This is a genomic window from Streptomonospora sediminis, assembly GCF_054778995.1.
The window spans coordinates 33,340-51,447 of record NZ_BAAGYZ010000100.1; the positions used below are offsets into that span (position 1 = coordinate 33,340).

15 protein-coding genes are annotated in these 18,108 nt (G+C 73.2%); 11 read left to right on the forward strand and 4 right to left on the reverse strand.

The features are described from left to right. Positions 1–16: 16 nt before the first annotated feature. The 8 genes from ACYVD5_RS19210 (at position 17) to ACYVD5_RS19245 (ending at position 9,118) form a co-directional block, all read left to right on the forward strand. Positions 17–1,249, forward strand: a complete 1,233-nt coding sequence (locus tag ACYVD5_RS19210) for a cytochrome P450 (RefSeq protein WP_461002464.1) — start codon at positions 17–19, stop codon at positions 1,247–1,249. Next, positions 1,243–1,494 carry a ferredoxin gene (locus tag ACYVD5_RS19215; protein WP_461002465.1) on the forward strand — a complete coding sequence of 84 codons (252 nt, stop codon included), beginning with the start codon at positions 1,243–1,245 and terminating at the stop codon, positions 1,492–1,494. The genes ACYVD5_RS19210 and ACYVD5_RS19215 overlap by 7 nt, the downstream gene beginning before the upstream one ends. 94 nt (positions 1,495–1,588) lie before the next feature. Further along, on the forward strand, positions 1,589–3,082 hold the full coding sequence (locus tag ACYVD5_RS19220) for an ABC transporter substrate-binding protein (RefSeq protein ID WP_461002466.1): 1,494 nt from the start codon (positions 1,589–1,591) through the stop codon (positions 3,080–3,082). Next, complete coding sequence (locus ACYVD5_RS19225) at positions 3,079–4,140, forward strand: ABC transporter permease (RefSeq protein ID WP_461002467.1); 1,062 nt, start codon at positions 3,079–3,081, stop codon at positions 4,138–4,140. The genes ACYVD5_RS19220 and ACYVD5_RS19225 overlap by 4 nt, the downstream gene beginning before the upstream one ends. Further along, positions 4,137–4,973: an ABC transporter permease gene (locus ACYVD5_RS19230; RefSeq protein ID WP_461002468.1), complete on the forward strand. Its 837-nt coding sequence runs from the start codon at positions 4,137–4,139 to the stop codon at positions 4,971–4,973. The genes ACYVD5_RS19225 and ACYVD5_RS19230 overlap by 4 nt, the downstream gene beginning before the upstream one ends. Further along, positions 4,966–6,384 carry an ABC transporter ATP-binding protein gene (locus ACYVD5_RS19235; RefSeq protein ID WP_461002469.1) on the forward strand — a complete coding sequence of 473 codons (1,419 nt, stop codon included), beginning with the start codon at positions 4,966–4,968 and terminating at the stop codon, positions 6,382–6,384. The genes ACYVD5_RS19230 and ACYVD5_RS19235 overlap by 8 nt, the downstream gene beginning before the upstream one ends. Before the next feature lie 183 nt (positions 6,385–6,567). After that, positions 6,568–7,932, forward strand: a complete 1,365-nt coding sequence (gene gdhA, locus ACYVD5_RS19240) for an NADP-specific glutamate dehydrogenase (RefSeq protein ID WP_461002470.1) — start codon at positions 6,568–6,570, stop codon at positions 7,930–7,932. A 283-nt stretch (positions 7,933–8,215) separates the two neighbouring features. Continuing rightward, positions 8,216–9,118 carry an LLM class flavin-dependent oxidoreductase gene (locus tag ACYVD5_RS19245; protein ID WP_461002471.1) on the forward strand — a complete coding sequence of 301 codons (903 nt, stop codon included), beginning with the start codon at positions 8,216–8,218 and terminating at the stop codon, positions 9,116–9,118. Between the two features lie 223 nt (positions 9,119–9,341). Here ACYVD5_RS19245 and ACYVD5_RS19250 read toward each other — a convergent pair whose 3' ends face one another. Beyond that, entirely contained in the window at positions 9,342–10,286 is a 945-nt protein-coding gene (locus ACYVD5_RS19250) for a DMT family transporter (RefSeq protein ID WP_461002472.1), read from the reverse strand. Here ACYVD5_RS19250 and ACYVD5_RS19255 point away from each other — a divergent pair. Next, the gene (locus ACYVD5_RS19255; RefSeq protein ID WP_461002473.1) at positions 10,285–11,700 is read left to right on the forward strand and encodes an aminotransferase-like domain-containing protein; all 1,416 of its coding nucleotides are present in this window, start codon (positions 10,285–10,287) and stop codon (positions 11,698–11,700) included. The genes ACYVD5_RS19250 and ACYVD5_RS19255 overlap by 2 nt on opposite strands. Before the next feature lie 192 nt (positions 11,701–11,892). Here ACYVD5_RS19255 and ACYVD5_RS19260 read toward each other — a convergent pair whose 3' ends face one another. Beyond that, positions 11,893–12,849 carry a CPBP family intramembrane glutamic endopeptidase gene (locus tag ACYVD5_RS19260; RefSeq protein ID WP_461002474.1) on the reverse strand — a complete coding sequence of 319 codons (957 nt, stop codon included), beginning with the start codon at positions 12,847–12,849 and terminating at the stop codon, positions 11,893–11,895. 339 nt (positions 12,850–13,188) lie between these two features. Between ACYVD5_RS19260 and ACYVD5_RS19265 the strand changes: the two genes are divergently transcribed. Beyond that, positions 13,189–14,958 (forward strand): sensor histidine kinase, encoded by a 1,770-nt coding sequence (locus ACYVD5_RS19265; RefSeq protein WP_461002475.1) that lies wholly within the window; start codon positions 13,189–13,191, stop codon positions 14,956–14,958. A 10-nt stretch (positions 14,959–14,968) separates the two neighbouring features. Here the strand turns inward: ACYVD5_RS19265 and ACYVD5_RS19270 are convergent, their stop codons facing one another. Together ACYVD5_RS19270 and ACYVD5_RS19275 are read right to left on the reverse strand one after the other, a co-directional pair. Continuing rightward, complete coding sequence (locus ACYVD5_RS19270) at positions 14,969–15,574, reverse strand: response regulator transcription factor (RefSeq protein ID WP_461002476.1); 606 nt, start codon at positions 15,572–15,574, stop codon at positions 14,969–14,971. 218 nt (positions 15,575–15,792) lie between these two features. Further along, a complete protein-coding gene (locus ACYVD5_RS19275) occupies positions 15,793–17,028 on the reverse strand; it encodes an MFS transporter (RefSeq protein ID WP_461002496.1) in 1,236 nt (411 codons plus the stop codon). A gap of 85 nt (positions 17,029–17,113) precedes the next feature. Between ACYVD5_RS19275 and ACYVD5_RS19280 the strand changes: the two genes are divergently transcribed. Continuing rightward, positions 17,114–18,058: a LysR family transcriptional regulator gene (locus ACYVD5_RS19280; protein ID WP_461002497.1), complete on the forward strand. Its 945-nt coding sequence runs from the start codon at positions 17,114–17,116 to the stop codon at positions 18,056–18,058. Positions 18,059–18,108 lie beyond the last annotated feature (50 nt).

The window sequence follows — 18,108 nt, forward strand, 5'->3', positions numbered from 1 at the left end:
CCCGGAGAGGACCAGCATGTCCGAGTCCGTTGCCCCTTCCCCCGGCCAGGACGGCGGCACCACCGCCCACGGGTTCCCGCACGCCCGCTCCTGCCCGTTCCTGCCGCCGGACGCCTACCGCGGCATGCGCGCGCAGGAAACCGCGCCCACCGCCGAGGTCCCCGGCGGCAAGCAGGCCCGGCTGGTCACCCGGCACGCCGACGTCCGCGCCGCACTGGCGCACCCCGCCGCCAGCTCCGACGCCCGCCACGCGGCCTTTCCCGCCCTGGGCAAGGGCGAGCAGGCCGTCGTCGCCGAACTGCGCCCGTTCATCCGCATGGACCCGCCCGACCACACCCGCGTCCGCCGCATGCTCGTGGGCGAGTTCACCGTCCAGCGCGTACGGGCGATGCGCCCGGAGATCGAGGAGATCTGCGCCGAGCAGGTCCGCCACCTGCTCGCCCAACCCGCCCCCGCCGACCTGGTAGGCGAGTACGCCAACCGGGTGTCCACCACGGTGATCTGCCGCCTGCTCGGCGTGCCACTGTCCGACCTGGAGTTCTTCCGGCACATCACCGCGGTCTCCGGCGGGCGCGACAGCACCGAAGAAGAGGTCGGCGCCGCACTGGGCGACCTGTTCGGCCTGCTCGGCCGGCTCATCGACGACAAGACCGGCAACCCCGCCGACGACCTGATCAGCCGCCTGGTCACCGGGCCGCTCGCCCGCGGCGAGATCACCCGCGACTCGCTGCTCTCTCAGATCGGCATCACCCTCAACGCCGGCCACGAGACCTCCCGCAACATGATCCCGCTGGCGGCCCTGGCACTGCTACGCCACCCCGACCAGCTCGCCCGCCTGCGCGAGGACCCCTCGCTATGGCCCAACGCGGTCGACGAACTGCTGCGCTACCTGTCGGTGGCCGACGTGATCACCCTGCGGGTGGCGACCGGGGACATCCCCCTTGAACAGGGCACCATCAGCGCGGGCGAGGGCTACATCGCCCTGCTCGGGGCGGCCAACCACGACCCCGAGGCGTTCCCCGACCCCGAAACGCTGGACGTGGCCCGCCCGCAGCGCAACCACGTCGCCTTCGGCTACGGGGCACACCAGTGCGTCGGCCAGAACCTGGGGCGCCTGGAGATCGAGGTGGCCCTGCGCACCCTGTTCGACCAGGTCCCCACCCTGCAACCGGCCATCGCACCCGAGGACATGCCGCAGCGCTCGGCCTCGGCCATCTTCGGCCTGGAGGAGGTGCCGGTGACATGGTGAATCTTCCCGAACCCGTTGGCACCGCACCCGCCGGCACCGCGCCCCGCCTGCGGCTGCACGCCGACACCGGCGTCTGCGCCGGAGCGGGCCAGTGCGTGCGGGCCGCGCCCGACCTGTTCGACCAGGACGAAGACGGCCTGGTCGTGCTGCTCGCCGCCGACGTACCCGAGCACGCGCGCAGGCGCGCGCTGGAAGCCGCCGACTGGTGCCCTTCGGGCGCCGTCAGCGTGCACGAACTCCGCTGACCTGCGCCGCCCCGCGCCCTTGCCGCCTCCCGGCGCCGCCGCCGGCACTGATGTGAAAGGCCGACCGTTGAGACCACGATCCCGATCCCTGCCGATGAGCGCGGGCGCGCTCGCCCTCGCCCTCGCCGCCACCGGCTGCGGCGGCGCAGGCGAGGAGTCCGCCGCCGCGCAGTCCGTCCTGCGCTACGCCGCGGTGGGCGCCCCCGCCGCAACCACCCACGACCCGCACGGCCGGGTCTCCAACGAAGCCGACTACCTGCGCTTCGCAATGCTCTACGACGTGCTCACCGTGCCCGGAGAGCAGGGCGAGGCCCAGCCGCGCCTCGCCGAGTCGTGGGAGCCGCAGGGCGGCGACCTCACCGAATGGCGCATCACCCTGCGCGACGACGCCGAGTTCTCCACCGGCGAGACCGTCACGGCAAGCGACGTGCTCTTTTCCCTGCGCCGTATCCAGAGCAAGGGCGCCGAGAACAACGGCCGCCTGTCAATGTTCGACCTGGAGTCCTCCCGCACCACCGGCGAACACGAACTCGAACTGGCCACCGAGCAGCCCTACGCCGAGGTCGGCCTCGCCCTGGCCTCCCTCACCTTCGTCGTCCCCGAAGGCACCGGCGACATCACCGCCCCCGTCCCCGGATCCGGACCCTTCGTGCGCAAAAGCGGCGACGACACCACCTCGGTGCTGAACCGAAACCCCGACTGGTGGGGCGAGGCGCCGCGGTTCCAGCGGCTGGAGATCACCGCCATGCCCGACCCCTCCGCCCGCGCATCCGCCGTCGCCTCCGGCCAGGCCGACATCGCCGGCAGCGTCGCCCCCGCCACCGCCCAGCAGTACGAAGGCGGCGGTAAAGCCCAAGTCGTCACCCGGCCCGGCGGCGTCAACTACCCGCTGGTCATGGACCTGGAAACCGAACCCTTCGACGACCCCGGCGTCCGCAAAGCGGTCAAGCTCGCCCTCGACCGCGAAGAACTGGTGCAGACCGTCTTCCTCGGCTACGGCGAGCCCGGCACCGACCTGCTCAACCCCCTGGAACCCCACGCGCCCGACGCGCCCGCCGTCGAACGCGACCTGGACCGCGCACGCGAACTGCTCGCCGACGCCGGACACGGGCAGGGCATCGAACTCACCCTGCACACCACCAGTTCCTACCCGGGCATGGAGGACGCGGCCGTGCTGGCGGCCGAGCAACTCGCCGACGCGGGCATCGACGCCGAAGTCGAGGTCGTGCCGCCCGACACCTACTGGGCCGAGGTGTGGAACAACGAACCGTTCTACCTGAACAGCCTCGGCGGCAACGGCTTCGTGGAGTACGCCCGCATGGCGCTGGTCGCCGACGGCCCCATCAACGAGACCGGCTGGGACGACCCGCAGTGGGAAGCCGACCTCGACGAAGCGCTCGCAACCGCCGACGAGTCCGAACGCGACGCGATGCTGGGCGACCTCCAGCAGCGGATCGCCGACGAGGGCGGCTACGCGGTCTGGGGCCTCGGCGACGGCATCGACCTGGCGGCGCCGGGCGTGGGCAACCTGCCCACCGGACCCGGGTTCCACCGGCTGCTGATCGACCGGGTCGACGTACCGGCGTGAACGAGCCCTCGCCTTCCGCGGCGGCCGGGACGGCCGGGGCCGATCAGGCACCCGGCCCGCCCGAGCCGGTAGCCGCGGCAGCGGCGCGCGGTACGGGACCGCGCCGCGGCGCGGCCGGCCCGGCCGCCGCAGCGGGCCTTGCCCTCGCCCGCTCCGCGCTGCTGCTGGCAGCGGTCTCCGTGCTGGTCTTCGCCGCCACCGAGGTGCTGCCGGGCGACGCCGCCCTGCTCCGGGCGGCCCCCGGCGCCTCGGCGGACGAGGTGCGCCAACTCCGCGCCGAGCTGGGCCTGGACGAGCCCGCCTGGCGGCGCTACACCGAATGGGCGGCGGCACTGGCCACCGGCGATTTGGGCACCTCCCTGGTCAACGGGCGCCCTGTCGCCGCAGCCCTCGGCCAGCGGTTCCCGGCCGCACTGGCCCTGGTCGGCGGCGCGCTGCTGCTGGCGGCGCCCGCCATGCTCGCCCTCGGCTGGTGGGCGGGCGCGGCCGGCAGCCGGGGCCGGGCGCTGACCGCGGTTCTCACCGGCAGCGCGGCCCTGCCCTCCGCCGTCGTCGCCAGCGGCCTGGCGGCGCTGCTGTCCGGATTCCTCGGGCTCGTGCCGCCCGTGTCGACGCTGCCGCCCGGCCAACCGCCGACCTCCAGCCCGCACCTGCTGGTGCTGCCCGTGCTGTCCCTGGCCGTGCCCACCGCCCTGTTCGGCGGGACCCTGCTTGCGGGCGCCGTGGCCGACGCGCTCCGCCGCCCGCACGCGGCCGATTCCCGGCGGCGCGGCCGGCCGGGCTGGTGGATCGCCGCTGTGGACGTCCTCCCCTTCGTGCTCGCCCCCTTCCTGCGCGTGCTCGCCGTCAGCGCGGGCGGCCTGGTCGCCGCGTCGACCGTGGTGGAGACCCTCTTCGGCTACCCCGGGCTCGGCTCGCTGCTGGCCTCCTCTGTAGCAGCGCGCGACCTGCCCGTGGTCCAGGCCGCGGCGGTGCTCGCGGCCGCCATCGTCGTGGCGGGCCTCCTGCTCGCCGACACGGTGGCCGCAGCGGTCGGCACGGACCGGGGGACCCGGTGAACCGCGCGGTGCCCGCGGCGTTGGCCGGCGCGGTACTGGCCGCCGCGGCTTTCGGCGGCCGGCTGGCGCCACGCGACCCCACCGAGCCGGCGGCGGTGCCCTGGCAGCAACCGTCCCCCGGCCTGCCGCTGGGCACCGACGCGCTGGGCCGCGACGTATGGTCGCGCGTGCTGGCCGGGGGAGCGGAACTCCTCGCCGTGTCGTTGGCGGCCGCCCTGTGCGCCTGCGCGGTCGGCCTCGCCGGCGGGCTGGTGGCGGGCTGGGCCCACCAGCGGGTGGAGCGGGCCGTAACCGCGGTGGCCGATGCGCTGCTGGCCGTGCCCTCGCTGCTGCTCGCCCTGGTCGCGGCCATCGCGCTGCCCGGCCCCGCCGCGGTCGTGGCAGCCACGGTATGCGGCGGAGCGCCGCTCACCCTGCGCGTGGTGCGCGACGCCGTCCGCTCGATCCGCGCGTCCGGATACGTCGAAGCGGCCCGCTGCCGCGGCGAGCACCCGGTGTGGATCCTGGCCTGGGAAGTCCTGCCCGCCATGCGCGGCCTCGTCGCCGCCGACGCCGGGCTGCGGCTGGTGGTGGCGCTGCAGGTGGCTTCGGCACTGAGCCTGCTGGGTTTCGGCGCCCAACCGCCCGAGCCCGACTGGGCACTGATGCTGCGCGAGAACATGGCCGGTGCGGCGATGAACCCGTGGGCGGTGGCGGCACCCGCCGGCGCCCTGGGGCTGACCACGGTCGTGCTGGCGCTGTCGGCCCAGTACGCCCCGCCCGGCGGCAGCGCGCCGCGGCGCCGCCGGCGCGGACCCCGGACCGAGCGGCGCAAGGAGGTCCGCAGTGGCTGAAGGGTTCCAGGCGGAGGGGATCACCGTTGTTGACGCTGCGGGGCGCACCGTCGCCGGTCCGGTCGACCTGTCCGTTCCGGGCGGGCGCATCCTGGCCGTGGTGGGGGAGTCCGGCTCCGGCAAGACCAGTGCGGTACTGGCGGCCCTGGACGCCCTGCCGCCCGGCCTGTTCCGCAGCGCCGGCGCGGTCCGCTGGCAGGGCGAGCCGGTGCCCGCCGGGCCGCCGGCGCGCCGCTGGCGCCTGGCCAACGCCGGTGTCCTCGGCCAGGACCCCGCGGCCGACCTGCACCCGCTGCGCACGGTGGCCGCCTTGGCCGCCGAAGGCCTGGCCCAGCGCAGCGCCGGCCGCACATGGCCGCAGGTCCGCGGCGTGCTCGCCGAGTTGGGTCTGGACCCGGACACGGTGCGCCGCCGCCGTCCGCACCAGCTCTCCGGCGGCCAAGCGCAGCGGGTGGCACTGGCCCGAGCGGTGGCGGGCGACCCGCGGGTGCTGGTGCTGGACGAACCCACCAGCGGACTCGACCCCGCGGCGGTGGAGTTGGTCGCCAAGGTGTTGGAACGCAGACGCGGCAGGCCGGACAGGGCCGCGATCGTCATCACCCACGACCGGGCGTTCGCCGACCGGGTGGCCGACGACCGGCTCACCATCGGCGCGGCGGCGGACGCTCCCGCAGCCGCGCCGGCGGCGTCCGTACCCGGCGGCGCCTGTGTGCTGGATCTGCGCGGCGTCCGGGTGGCCGCGCCCGGCGGCGGGTCCGGGCTCCTCGCCGGCGCCGACCTGTCGCTGCACCGCGGCGAGTTCGCCGCGGTGCTGGGGCCTTCGGGCAGCGGCAAGTCGACGCTGCTGCGCACCATCGCCGGGCTGCACAGCCCTACCGCCGGCAGCCTGGCGCTCGCCGGCGTGCCGCTGCCCGAACGCGTGCGCGACCGGAGCCGGCCGGTGCTGGGGGGCATCCAACTCGTCGGCCAAGACCCGGCGGGGGCGCTCAACCCGGCCCACCGGGTGCGCACCGCGCTGACCCGGCCCGGCCACGTACTCGGCGGCTTGTCGCGCAGCAGCGCCGCGGCGCGCGTGCCGGGCCTGCTGGAGCAGGTCGGGCTGCCGGCATGGGTCGCCGACCGCCACCCCGGCAGCCTCTCCGGCGGGCAGCGCCAGCGGGTCGCCATCGCCCGCGCCCTGGCCGCCGGCCCAGCGGTGCTGCTGGCCGACGAGGCCACCTCTGCCCTGGACGCCGCGAGTGCGCGCACCGTGCTGGACCTGCTGGAGACGCTGCGCAGCGAAAACGGACTCGCCGTACTTGCCGCCACCCACGACCGCACCGTCGCGGCCAGAGCCGACCGGGTGCTGGTCCTGGATCCGCAGCACAGGTCGCTGCTGCCCGCAGCGGCAGGCGGGCCGGCTCCGGGCTGACCCCGGCACGGTCGGACCGCGGCCACCGGACCGGTCGGCGGGTCCGCCGGCGGAGACGTCCGGGTGGCCCGGCTGCGGACCGGCTGGTGGCAGCCGCGGCTCGACCTGGCACGATGGCAGTGCACAAGCGTGTTCCCGCGGTGTTTCCGCGGTATCCCGGAATAGAGGAGGCAGCGGAGACGTATGACAACGAGTCCGCCGAACGGCAATGGTCTGCGGCTTACCGCCAAGGTGTTCTCCGACATTGAGCGGCGCGACTACGACCAGCCCGAGTTCCGCCAGGCCGTGCACGAGGTGCTGGAGTCGCTGGAACCCGCCCTCGAACGGCACGGCGAGTACCTGGACAGCCGGGTGCTGGAGCGGCTGTGCGAACCCGAGCGCCAGATCATCTTCCGTGTCCCCTGGACCGATGACTCCGGCGACATCCGGGTCAACCGCGGGTTCCGGGTGGAGTTCAACTCGGCCCTGGGCCCGTACAAGGGCGGGCTGCGGTTCCACCCCTCGGTGGATTTGGGCATAGTCAAGTTCCTCGGTTTCGAGCAGACCCTGAAGAACGCGCTCACCGGGCTGCCGATCGGCGGCGGCAAGGGCGGGTCCGACTTCGACCCCAAGGACAAGTCCGACGCCGAAGTGATGCGGTTCTGCCAGTCGTTCATGACGGAACTGCACCGCCATCTCGGCGAGTACACCGACGTGCCCGCCGGCGATGTCGGTGTCGGCCGCCGCGAGGTCGGCTACCTGTTCGGCCAGTACAAGCGGATCACCAACCGCTACGAGTCCGGTGTGCTCACCGGCAAGGGGCTGAACTGGGGCGGTTCGCAGGTGCGCACCGAAGCCACCGGTTACGGCACCGTGTACTTCGTCAACGGCATGCTCCGCGATCGCCGCGACGGTTTCGACGGCCGGCGGGTCGTGGTCTCGGGATCGGGCAACGTGGCCATCTACGCCGCGCAGAAGGCCGCCGAGTTGGGCGCCACCGTCGTCGCAATGTCGGACTCCGGCGGCTATGTCGTCGACGACTCCGGCATCGACCTGGACCTGATCCGCGAGATCAAGGAGGAGCGGTCCGGACGCATCAAGGAGTACGCCGACAAGTACGCCCGCGCCGAGTTCGTCGAAGGCGGCCAGATCTGGGACGTCCCCTGCCAGATCGCGCTGCCCTGCGCCACGCAGAACGAACTGGACGGCGACTCGGCGGGCACCCTGGTGCGCAACGGCCTCATCGCCGTGGGCGAGGGCGCCAACATGCCGGCGACCCCCGAGGCCGTCAAGGTGTTCAGCGACTCCGGTGTGGCGTTCGGGCCGGGCAAGGCCGCCAACGCGGGCGGGGTGGCCACCTCGGGCCTGGAGATGCAGCAGAACGCCTCCCGCGACTCCTGGCACTTCGACTACACCGACAAGCGGCTCGCCGAGATCATGGACGACATTCACATCATGTGCCGCGAGACCGCCGACGCCTACGGGGCTCCGGGCAACTACGTCCTGGGCGCCAACATCGCGGGGTTCATCAAGGTCGCCGACACCATGCGCGACCTCGGCGTCATCTGACCGGTCGGTGTGCGGTTCGGAGTTTCCTCCGTTGTTCGGAGCGGTCGTCGGGGGCGGGCGAAACAGGCGGGTCGGGGCCGTTCGAACCTGGGCCGGCTCAAGGGAATTTATCTGCACAGGCAGATAGTTGTTCCAGGGGAGTCCGGTGCACAACCCGGGCTCCCCCGCATGGGCGATGGCCCCGGGTACGTGATGCGACGGATCCCGGGGCCGCCGAAGACCTGGGCACGCCCGTCTCCGGCTCGCCCGAGACGACCCGACCGACTACTCCGAGGAGTGCACCATGACCGACTACGGGCATGAGCTTCAGTTCGGCAGCTTCATCACCCCGACGAACGCGGACCCGCGGCACCCGGTCCGGCTGGCCCAGCTCGCTGAGCGGTCCGGCCTGGATCTGGTCACCTTTCAGGACCACCCCTACCAGGCCGCATTTCACGACGCCTGGACTCTGATGACGTGGGTCGCGGCAGCCACCGAGCACATCGCGGTGGCGGGCAGTGTCCTCAACCTCCCGCTGCGCCAGCCCGCGGTACTGGCGCGGGCAGCGGCCAGTCTCGATCTGCTGTCGGCGGGCCGGTTCACGATGACCCTTGGCGCGGGTGTGTTCTGGGACGCCATCGAGGCGATGGGCGGCCCTCGCCGGACTCCCGGCGAAGCGGTAGGGGCCCTTGAAGAAGCCGTGCAGGTCATCCGCGGGATGTGGGATACGTCCGACCCGGCACCTTTGCGCGTCGCCGGGAACCACTACGAGGTCAACGGTGTACCGCGCGGACCGGCATCCGCGCGCAACATCCCGCTCTGGCTGGGCATGTACAAGCCGCGGGGCCTGCGGCTGGTGGGACGCGAGGCGGACGGCTGGCTGGTCGGCACCCCCTACCTTCCCGACGGCGACCCGGGGTCGAGCAACGCGATCATCGACCAGGCGGCACAGGAGGCAGGACGCGACCCGTCCGAGATCCGGCGCGTGATCTCGGTGACCGGGTCGTTGCAGCATGCGAGCACGGGACGCCTGCAGGGGCCGGCCGAACAGTGGGTCGAAGAACTCACGGCCCTGGCGGTGGGAAAAGGCGCCGGCACCATCGTCGCCATGAGCGACGACCCGGACTTCATCGAGCGGTTCGGCAAGGAAATCGCCCCCGCCGTGCGCGAGGCCGTTGCAGCCGAGCGGGCACCGGCGCGCCGATGACGAAGGTCTGCATTACCGGGCCGCCGGCACGGCCGGCGGCCTGCTGGCGCGCACGCTGACCAGGAGCCGGCACAGGCGCGTGGCCGCCTGCGCCGCGAGCAACAGGACAGGCCCGCAGCAAAAAGACCGAAACCGCCCGGCACACACGCTTGGCGGCCCCGGTTCGCTTGCGGCCAGGCCGTGTGGGCGGCGCCCTCCGCCCACACGGCCTGGCCGGGCCGAGCTACTTCGGGCCGGGGCGGGCGGCTTGGCCGAGGCGGACGCGCACGGCGATCCCGGCGCAGGCGATCACGGCCAGTCCGCCGAGGACGGTGGCCCAGGTGACGTCCTCGTGCAGCAGCAGGGCCGCCCAGCCGATGGTCAGCACCGGCTGGACGAGCTGGATCTGGCTGACCTGCGCCATCGGGCCAATGGCCAATCCGCGGTACCAGGCGAAGAAGCCGAGGTACATGCTCACCACCGCCAGGTAGCCGAACGCGGCCCACTCGGCCGCCGTGCCGCTCGGCAGCTGCCGGGCCATCGTGGCGGCGGTCAGCACGGCCATCAGCGGTGCGGCGATCACCAGTGCCCAGGACACGGTCTGCCAGGCGCCGAGTTCGCGGGCCATCAGCCCGCCCTCCGCGTAGCCGATGGCGGCCGCGACGACGGCGCCGAACAGCAGCGCGTCGGAGAGGTGCAGGCCGCCGAGTCCGCTGCCCTGCAGCGCCGCGAACACCAGCGCGGCGGCCGCCCCCACCCCCGCCATGACCCAGAAGGGCATCGGCGGCCGCTCGCGTCCGCGCAGCACGGCGGTGACCGCGGTAGCGGCAGGCAGCACGGCGATGACGACGGCGCCGTGCCCGGCCGAGGCCGTGGTGAGCGCGAACGAGGTCAGCACCGGGAAGCCGACGACCACCCCGCCGGCGACGACCGCCAGGCGCACCCACTGGACGCCGCGGGGCCGGGGCTGCCTGGTGACCGCCAGCGCGGCGGCGGCGAGCAGCGCGGCGGCGACCGCGCGGGCGGAGCCGGCGAACAGCGGCGATATCCCGCCGCTTTCGACGGCGACGCGGGTGAACGGAACGGTTAGCGAGAACGCCGCGACCCCGAGCAGTCCCCAGCCGAGACCGGCGCGTGCAGTGGGTAGCAGTGGCGCCGCTGCGGAAGTAGCGCTACTATTATTCGTCATGTCCAACGATAGCAGTGCACGCATCGTCGCGGATCTGCGCGAGTGGATCGCAGCGGCGCCACCCGGTGCGCAGCTGCCGTCCACCCGGGCGCTGGCGGCGCGGTACGGGGCCGGCCCGGTCACGGTGCAGAAGGCGCTGCGGACCCTGACCTCGCAGGGGATGGTCGAGGGTCGCCCGGGTGTCGGTACTTTCGTGCGCTCGGTACGCGTCGCCCGCCCGAACGACTACGGGTGGCAGACCGCCGCGCTCGGCTCGCCCGGCCCCCGCATGCCGCAGCCGTCCGCCGCCCTGCAGATCACCGCGAACGATGTGATCGCGCTGCACTCCGGCTACCCCGACCGGGAACTGCTGCCCGAGCGCCTGGTCCGCACCGCGTTCGCCCGCGCCGCCCGCGGCGCCGCAGCGGTAAGCCGATCGCCGGCCGCCGGGCTCGGCGAGCTGCAGGCATGGTTCGCCACCGAACTGGGCGCGGCGGCCCCGGCCGGCATCGCGCCCCCGGCCCCCAGCGATACCGTCATCGTCCCGGGCAGCCAGAGCGGGCTGACCACCGCCTTCCGCGCACTTGTCGGCGCGGGCCGGCCGCTGCTGATGGAGTCGCCGACGTACTGGGGAGCCATCCTCGCCGCCGCAAAGTCGGGCGTGCAGATCGTGCCCGTGCCCAGCGGCGACCGCGGCCCCGACCCCGACGAGCTGGAACGGGCGTTCGAGCAGACCGGGGCGCGCGCGTTCTATGCCCAACCGAACTTCGCCAACCCCACCGGCGCCCAGTGGCCGGCCGCACTGGCCGGCCGGGTGCTCGACATCGTGCGCGGGCACGGCGCGTTCCTGATCGAGGACGACTGGGCGCACGATTTCGGTATCACCGCCGACCCCGCCCCGGTCGCCGCGCGGGACGACAACGGCCACGTCGTCTACCTGCGGTCGCTGACCAAGAGCGTGTCCCCGGCCGTGCGCATCGCCGGGATCATCGCCCGCGGCCCCGCCCGCGAGCGCATCCTCGCCGATGCCCAGGCCGAGTCCATGTACGTCAGCGGCATGCTGCAGGCCGTCGCGCTCGACGTCGTCACCCAACCGGCCTGGCGCAGCCACCTGCGCAGCCTCCGCCACCAGCTCGCCGCCCGCCGCGACCTGCTGGCCGACGCGCTGCGGCGGCACGCCCCCGCAGCCGTGCCGGAATCCGTGCCACCGGGCGGGCTGAACCTGTGGGTGCGGCTGCCGGACGGCACCGGCCTGGCGCGGTTCGTCCGGGATTGCGCGAGTGCCGGAGCCGTCGTCGCCCCGGGCGACGAGTGGTTCCCCGCCGAACCCACCGGCCCCTATGTGCGGCTCAACTACACGGGGCCGAACCCGGGCGCCTTCCCCGACGGCGCCCGCATCATCGGCCGGGTGCTCGCCGAACACGGAGCCGGGTAGCCGGGTAGCGGTGTGCGCGGGCCCGGGTGGCGGACGGGTCCCGCGCACCGGGAAACCGGGGGAGTGCGGTCGCCGTCGGGCCGCAGGCCCTGGCCGGGCGGGCGGCCCGACGGCGGACCCCCGGTCCACCGCGGAATGAGAGATGAGGGAGCGCGGTGGCCGGGTGCCAGCGGTGCGGAAGGAAGCCGCGGGTTATGCGCGGGCGTCGGCCGCCGGTTCGGCGCCGGTCCGGGCGGCCGGCGTTTGCATGTCGATCGGCAGTTCCGCGGTCGCCGGGTCGTAGCCGAGCTTGCCCTTGGTCTTGATGAGGAGCACCGCGGCCCAAACACCGAACCCGAGCAGGAGCATCAGGTGCCCCATTACGGGGCTTTCCGGGAACGCGGGGAACATATCCAGGATCACGATCGACATCATGGTGTTGCAGCTGACGTGCGTCAGGATCGCGATCGGCAGGCTCCCGCCGGTGCGGTTGAACACCCAGGTCATCACGATGCTGACGACGATGCACATGCCGATGAACACGAAGGGGTCATACCACGGCCAGTTCGGCCAGTCGGACCACTCGGTGATGAACATCGGCAGGTGCCAGATTCCCCAGACCACTCCGAGAATGAGCGTGCCGCGCAGCGGCCCGAAGTACGGCTGGATCCGGGGCAGGCAGAAGTCGCGCCAGCCGGGCTCCTCGGCCAGACCGGTCGTCAGGTACTGCATGAGGAGCACAGGGATGTAGGCCACGAGCGCCATCGCCGGCGGCGGCTGGATCTCCCCGCCGGAGAACGGGAGACCGGAAAGGATGAACAGCAGCGGGACGCCCACGACCGACATCAGATACCAGCGCCAGTTCACCTTGAACTTCAAAAAGCGGCCTCCCCAGCGGCGCACCCCCTTTTTTCCTTCGACCACGCGGGTGACGAAGTACGCGGAGCCGATCGGGCCCATGAAGGCGCCGGGCAGCATGATTGTGAGCTGCGCCGTCGAATTGCTGCCGACCCTGAAGTCCAGCAGGCCGAGGCCGTGACCGGAAATGATGTAGGGGATCCAGCCGATCCAGCTCAGGCCGCACGCCAGCACGAAGAAACTCGCCAGCGGGTGGCGGATCAAGATGCGGCGCCACGCTGCCACGCGTTGGGGGGCGTCGGAGTTGGTCATGGACTGTCCTTCGAATCGGAATGCGGGAATTTGTTGGCAGTGCCGTGTCTGCTGGTCTGCTGAGTTGCGCCTGAGACCCGGTGTGCAGCGACATGCGCGGCCGCCCTGCGTCGGCGGCCGCCGATATCAACTCGGGCAGGGAAATGCCGGCCAGTGCAGAATCCGCCGTGGCACGGGGGCGCCGAACACGGCGATCCGGCGCGATGTCACTACGAGGATCGCGGTCGGGGCGGGGGAGCGGCCAGTGCCAGGCAACCCGATCGGACGTGCATTCTGCACGAACGGGATGAAGCATGTGGCGGACCGACATATCGGAGCGAAGCACTAGAGTGATGCCCTGTGACGATCGTCATCATCACACTCGTGAGCCTGTCCATCGCGATGTTCCCCGCCCAGCCGACCGCGGCGACCGCCGCGACGCTCGGGCTCCAATTGGTGCACAGCCTGCCGCAGACCAAGCGGTTCCGGGGGTGGTGGACACTCGCGGCCCAGGCCGCGCTGTTCCCGTGGAGCGAGCCGAAGGGTTTCCTGGGCGCCGCCGTGCTGCTGGTCGTCCCGGGCCGCGCCCGCTGGCCGGTGCTGGGCGCCGTTGTCGTGTGGGCCGGGCTGCTTGCGGACGGTGGTTTCACCGCCGGCCTGATCGCTGCGGCAAACGCGTTGTTCATGGGACTGGTCATCTTCGGGCTGACCCGGCTCAGCGACCTGCGCAGCGAACTCCACGCGTCCCGCCGCGAGCTGGCCGCACAGGCCGTGGCCGAGGAGCGCCACCGCATCTCGCGCGACCTCGACACCGTCCTCGGCTCGGCGCTGTCGGTGATCATCGGCCTGGCCGGCAAGAGGCGCTCGGCCGAGATACTGGAGCTGGCCCGCGATGCCGCCGCGCAGGTGCGGCGGGCACCCGAGACCCGCCCGAACCCGGTTGCCCAGGCCGATATGACGCCGCGGCTCGCGGTGCCCGTCGTGGCCAGCGGCATGGCCGCCTACCTGAGCAGCGGTCTGCTCTCCGCGGTGTCGGATCCCGGGATGCTCACGGTGACCGGATTCGCCATTGTGCTGGCCGTCGTCGGATTGCAGGTCTACCACCTGCTCACCCAGCGCCACGGGGCGCGGCCCTACCCCTGGGACCTGGTCTGGACACTGCCCCTGCAGACGGCGCTGGCGCTCGTGCCCCTCATCTACGCCGAGTTGGAGGTCGTCAACAGCCTCGTCAGCCTGGCGGCGGCATCGGCCCTGATCGCGGTACCGCGCCGCAGGGCCGCCTGGGCCCTGTTCGCGGGCATCGTGCTGACCGAGCTGCTGGTGCTGACGGCGGTGAAGACCGCTCCGTTCATCGACATAGTGATGGCCTCGGTCGCCACCGTTGCCGTGGCGATGATCTTCTACGGATTGGCGCTGCTCACCCGGCTCGTCACCCAGGTGCACGAGAGCCGGCAGGCGATCGCGGCCATCGCGGTGGCCAACGAGCGCCGCCGCATAACAGCCGACATCCACGACCTGCTCGGCTACGGCCTGTCGGCGATCACGGTCAAGGCCGAGCTGGCCGCCCGCGACCCCCGCGGCGCGGACGCCGAGTTCTGCGACATCGCCCGCATGGCCCGCGGCACGCTCGCCGACCTGCGCACCATTCCCTACGACGACCATCCGGAGATCTCGCTGCACGCCGAAGGCGCATCGGCCCGCGAGATCCTCACCGCCGCGGGCATCGACGTGCGGCTCGACATCGACACCGGGCTGCTCACCGACGAGGCCGACGCCCTGCTCGCCACCGTGCTCCGCGAAGCCGCCACCAACATCCTCCGGCACAGCCGGGCCGGCAGCGCCGCCATCGAAGCCGCCGCCACCGGCACCCACCTGCGCCTGCGCGTGGCCAACGACGGCGCGGCCGGCAACAGCAGCGCCGACACCGCCGATATTGCAGGCGCCGACGACAGCACCCCCGCCCCGCGGCGCGGCGGCAACGGCCTGGTCAACCTCGCCGAGCGGGTGGCCGCGGCAGGCGGCGAGCTCACCGCCGGGCCCACCGGCGGCGGTTACGAGCTGGTCGCCACCTATCCGCTGCCCCGCGGCGCCCGCCCCGGCGGCCCTGCCGCGGCGCCGGCGCGGGCGTGACCGCGCGGCCTCACAGCCAGCCAGCCTCGGTGGCGATGCGGACGGCGTCCAGGCGGTTGCGCGCGCCGAGCTTGGTGACGATCGCGCCGAGGTAGTTGCGCACCGTGCCCTTGGCCAGATGCAGCCGGGCACCGATCTCGCCCGGTTCGTCCCCTTCGCCGGCCAGGCGCAGCACCGCCGCCTCCTGTTCCGTCAACGGATTCTCGCGGGCCTCGATGGTGGCCGTGGCCAGGTTGGAGTCGATCACCCGCTCGCCTGCGGCCACCCGGCGGACCGCGCCGGCCAGCTCGGCGGGCGGCGCGTCCTTCAGCATGAACCCCATGGCCTTGGCCGCCAGTGCCCGGCGCAGCACCTCGGGGCGCCCGATCTGGGTGAGGATCAGGGTGCGGCACTCGGGCAGACGCTCCACGATCTCGGCGGCCGCCGCCAACCCGTCGATGCCCGGCATCTGCACATCCAGGACGGCCACGTCGGGGCGGTGCTCCAGAGCGGCGGGCACGACCGCATCGCCCGAGGACACATCGGCGACCACCTCGACATCGGGTTCCATGTCCAGCAGCGCCACCAGTGCACCCCGGATCATGTGCATGTCCTCGGCCAGCAGAACCCTGATCACGTTGTGCTCCTTTACTCGGACCCGCAGGTGGCATGGTATTTGCTCGGCGGCAGCGATCGGCGCCGCCGCCCGACCGCCCCCGGCGGGCCCGGTCCCGCTGCCGGTCCGGGCTTATGCCGGTTTTCCGCTGCTGATCATGCTGAAAGGCCCAGATCCGGCGCTGGATCTGGGCCTTTCAGCATGATCACCGGTGCACGGGGGGATCTTCAGCAGCCCTTTTAGCGGTGCGCCTTGAATACCGCGGCGGCCGCTATCGGAGTGAGAGCGGCCGCGGTGGTGCTGAGGCAGGAGACGGCTGCGGTCAGGTCGTGGGAGATGGTCAGCAGGCCGACTGCGATTGCGGGGCCGCCGGCTCCCAGGTAGAAGGCCAGGTGGAGCGCTGAGCTGATCGTGCCGCGTTGGGCGTCGGGCGCGGCCGTGTCGATGGCGGCGGTGGCGCCGCCGTAGGCCATGCCGTGGCCGATGCCCGCGGTGGCCGCTGCGGCCAGGACCGCCGGGAGGGAACCGCCGCCGGTTGCGGCGAGGACGGTCAGTGCGCACGCCAGCGCGCCGAGTCCGGTGAGTTGTGCGGCGGCGGGGCCGCAGCGGGCGGCCAGGGGCTGGGACAGGGCGGAGCAGGCCAGGACGGCGCCGACCAGTCCGCCGGTGACCGCGAGGTCGTCGATTCCGGCGGCGCGGCCGAGTGCCGCCGGAATGACCGCCAGGAACAGCCCGGCCGCGGTCCAGGCGAGGAACCCCGTTGCCGCTGCGGCGGCGAACCGCGGCCGCAGGGCGGCCGGGACGTGCGGGCGGGTGGGCCGCCAGCGGCCCGGGCGCACCATCGGCGCGGACAGGGCCGACACCCGCCGCCACCCCACGCCCAACAGGACCAGGTGGACCACGTACGGCAGCACCGCCGGCGCCGGGGCGTACTGCGCCAGCGCCCCCGCTGCGATGGGGCCTGCGGCGGTACCGGCGACAAAGGCCGTGCCGGCCAGCATCGACGCGCGCAACCGCCGGTGCTCCGGCGCGCTCCGGAGCATCAGCGCCGTCAGCGCCCCCGTTGCCGCCCCCAGCGCGAGCCCTTGGGCCGCGCGGCCCGCCAGCAGCAGGGCCGGTCCATCGGCGAGTGCGAAGCAGGCCGAGCCCGCGGCGGCCGCCAGCAGGCTGCCCCGTAGTACCGGCCGGGGGCCGAGCGCATCGGCGGCCGGGCCGAACAGCAGCAGTGCCGGCGCGCTGACCAGGGCGAACGTCGCGTAGATCAGCGTCATCGCCAAGTCACTGAACCCGAAGGCGTGCTGGTAGCCGGGGTAGAGCGGGCTGGGCAGGTAGGCCCCGGCGGTGAGCACTATGAGCAGGTAGACCGCGGTGCGGGTCTCGCGGACGCGGTGGGGAAGCCGGCCCCGGAGCTGCCGGAGCCGGTCGCCGGCTCCGGCATCAGAGGTCTTGCCAGGGGTCTTGCTGCAGGAACTCATCGTGGACACGTCTACAGCGTGCACGCGCAAGGTAGCTGAAGAAAAGCGAACGTTTTTCCATGGGAGCGTGCAAAATGGTTTCATGATGATCGACCCGAAACTGCGGATGCTGCAGCTCGTCGACCACCACGGCACGGTCACCGCGGCAGCCGAGGCGCTGCACTACACGCCCTCAGCTGTTTCCCACCAGCTGCGCCAGCTGGCCGCGGAACTCGGCGTCGAACTGGTGGCCCAGTCGGGGCGCGGGATCCGGTTGACCGCCGCGGCCGCCATCGTGCTGCGCCACGCCGAGGCGCTGTCGGCCCAGGCCGAGCGCGCCCGCGCCGAACTCGCCGTCTCCGCCGAGGAGACCGGCGGGTTGTTCACCCTGTGCGGATTCTCCACGGCCGCCACGCACCTGCTGCCTCCGGCCGCTGCGGCCCTGCGCGACCGCTACCCGCAGCTCACCGTGCGGGTCATCGAGGCCGAGCCGGCCCGCTGCTTCGATCTGCTCCTGGCCGGCGAGGCCGACCTGGCCCTGCTGATCGCCACTGCCGACACCCCGCCGACCTCCGACACCCGCTTCGACCAGCACCCGCTGTTCGACGACCCGCTCGACCTGGTCGTGCCCAGCGGGCACCCGCTGACCGGGCGCCGCCGGGTCACCCTCGCCGACGCCGCCGACGAGCCGTGGATCCTCGGGCGGCCCGGCGGCACCTACCACCACCTGGTGCGCACCGCCTGCATGGCGGCCGGGTTCACGCCGCGGATCGCCCACTACGCCGACGAGTGGGACACCGGGACCGCGCTGGTCGCCCACCGGTTCGGCACCATCCTCGTGCCCCGGCTGGCGCGCCTTCCCGAGAGCGCGCCGGTGGTCCGGATCCCCCTGCACGGCGAGTCGGCTCCGGTGCGCCGCGTCCTGACGGCCACCCGCCTGGGCAGCCGCGACCATCCAGTCGTCCGGACCGCTCTGGAGACGATCACCGCAACGACCAATGAGCTGTACCGCCGGTCCCGTCCGGACGGGACCGAAAGCAGCGGGGCCTGACACCGCCCTGATCCCGCCACTCGGCGTGCTCGGCGGGGCCGGCACGCCGG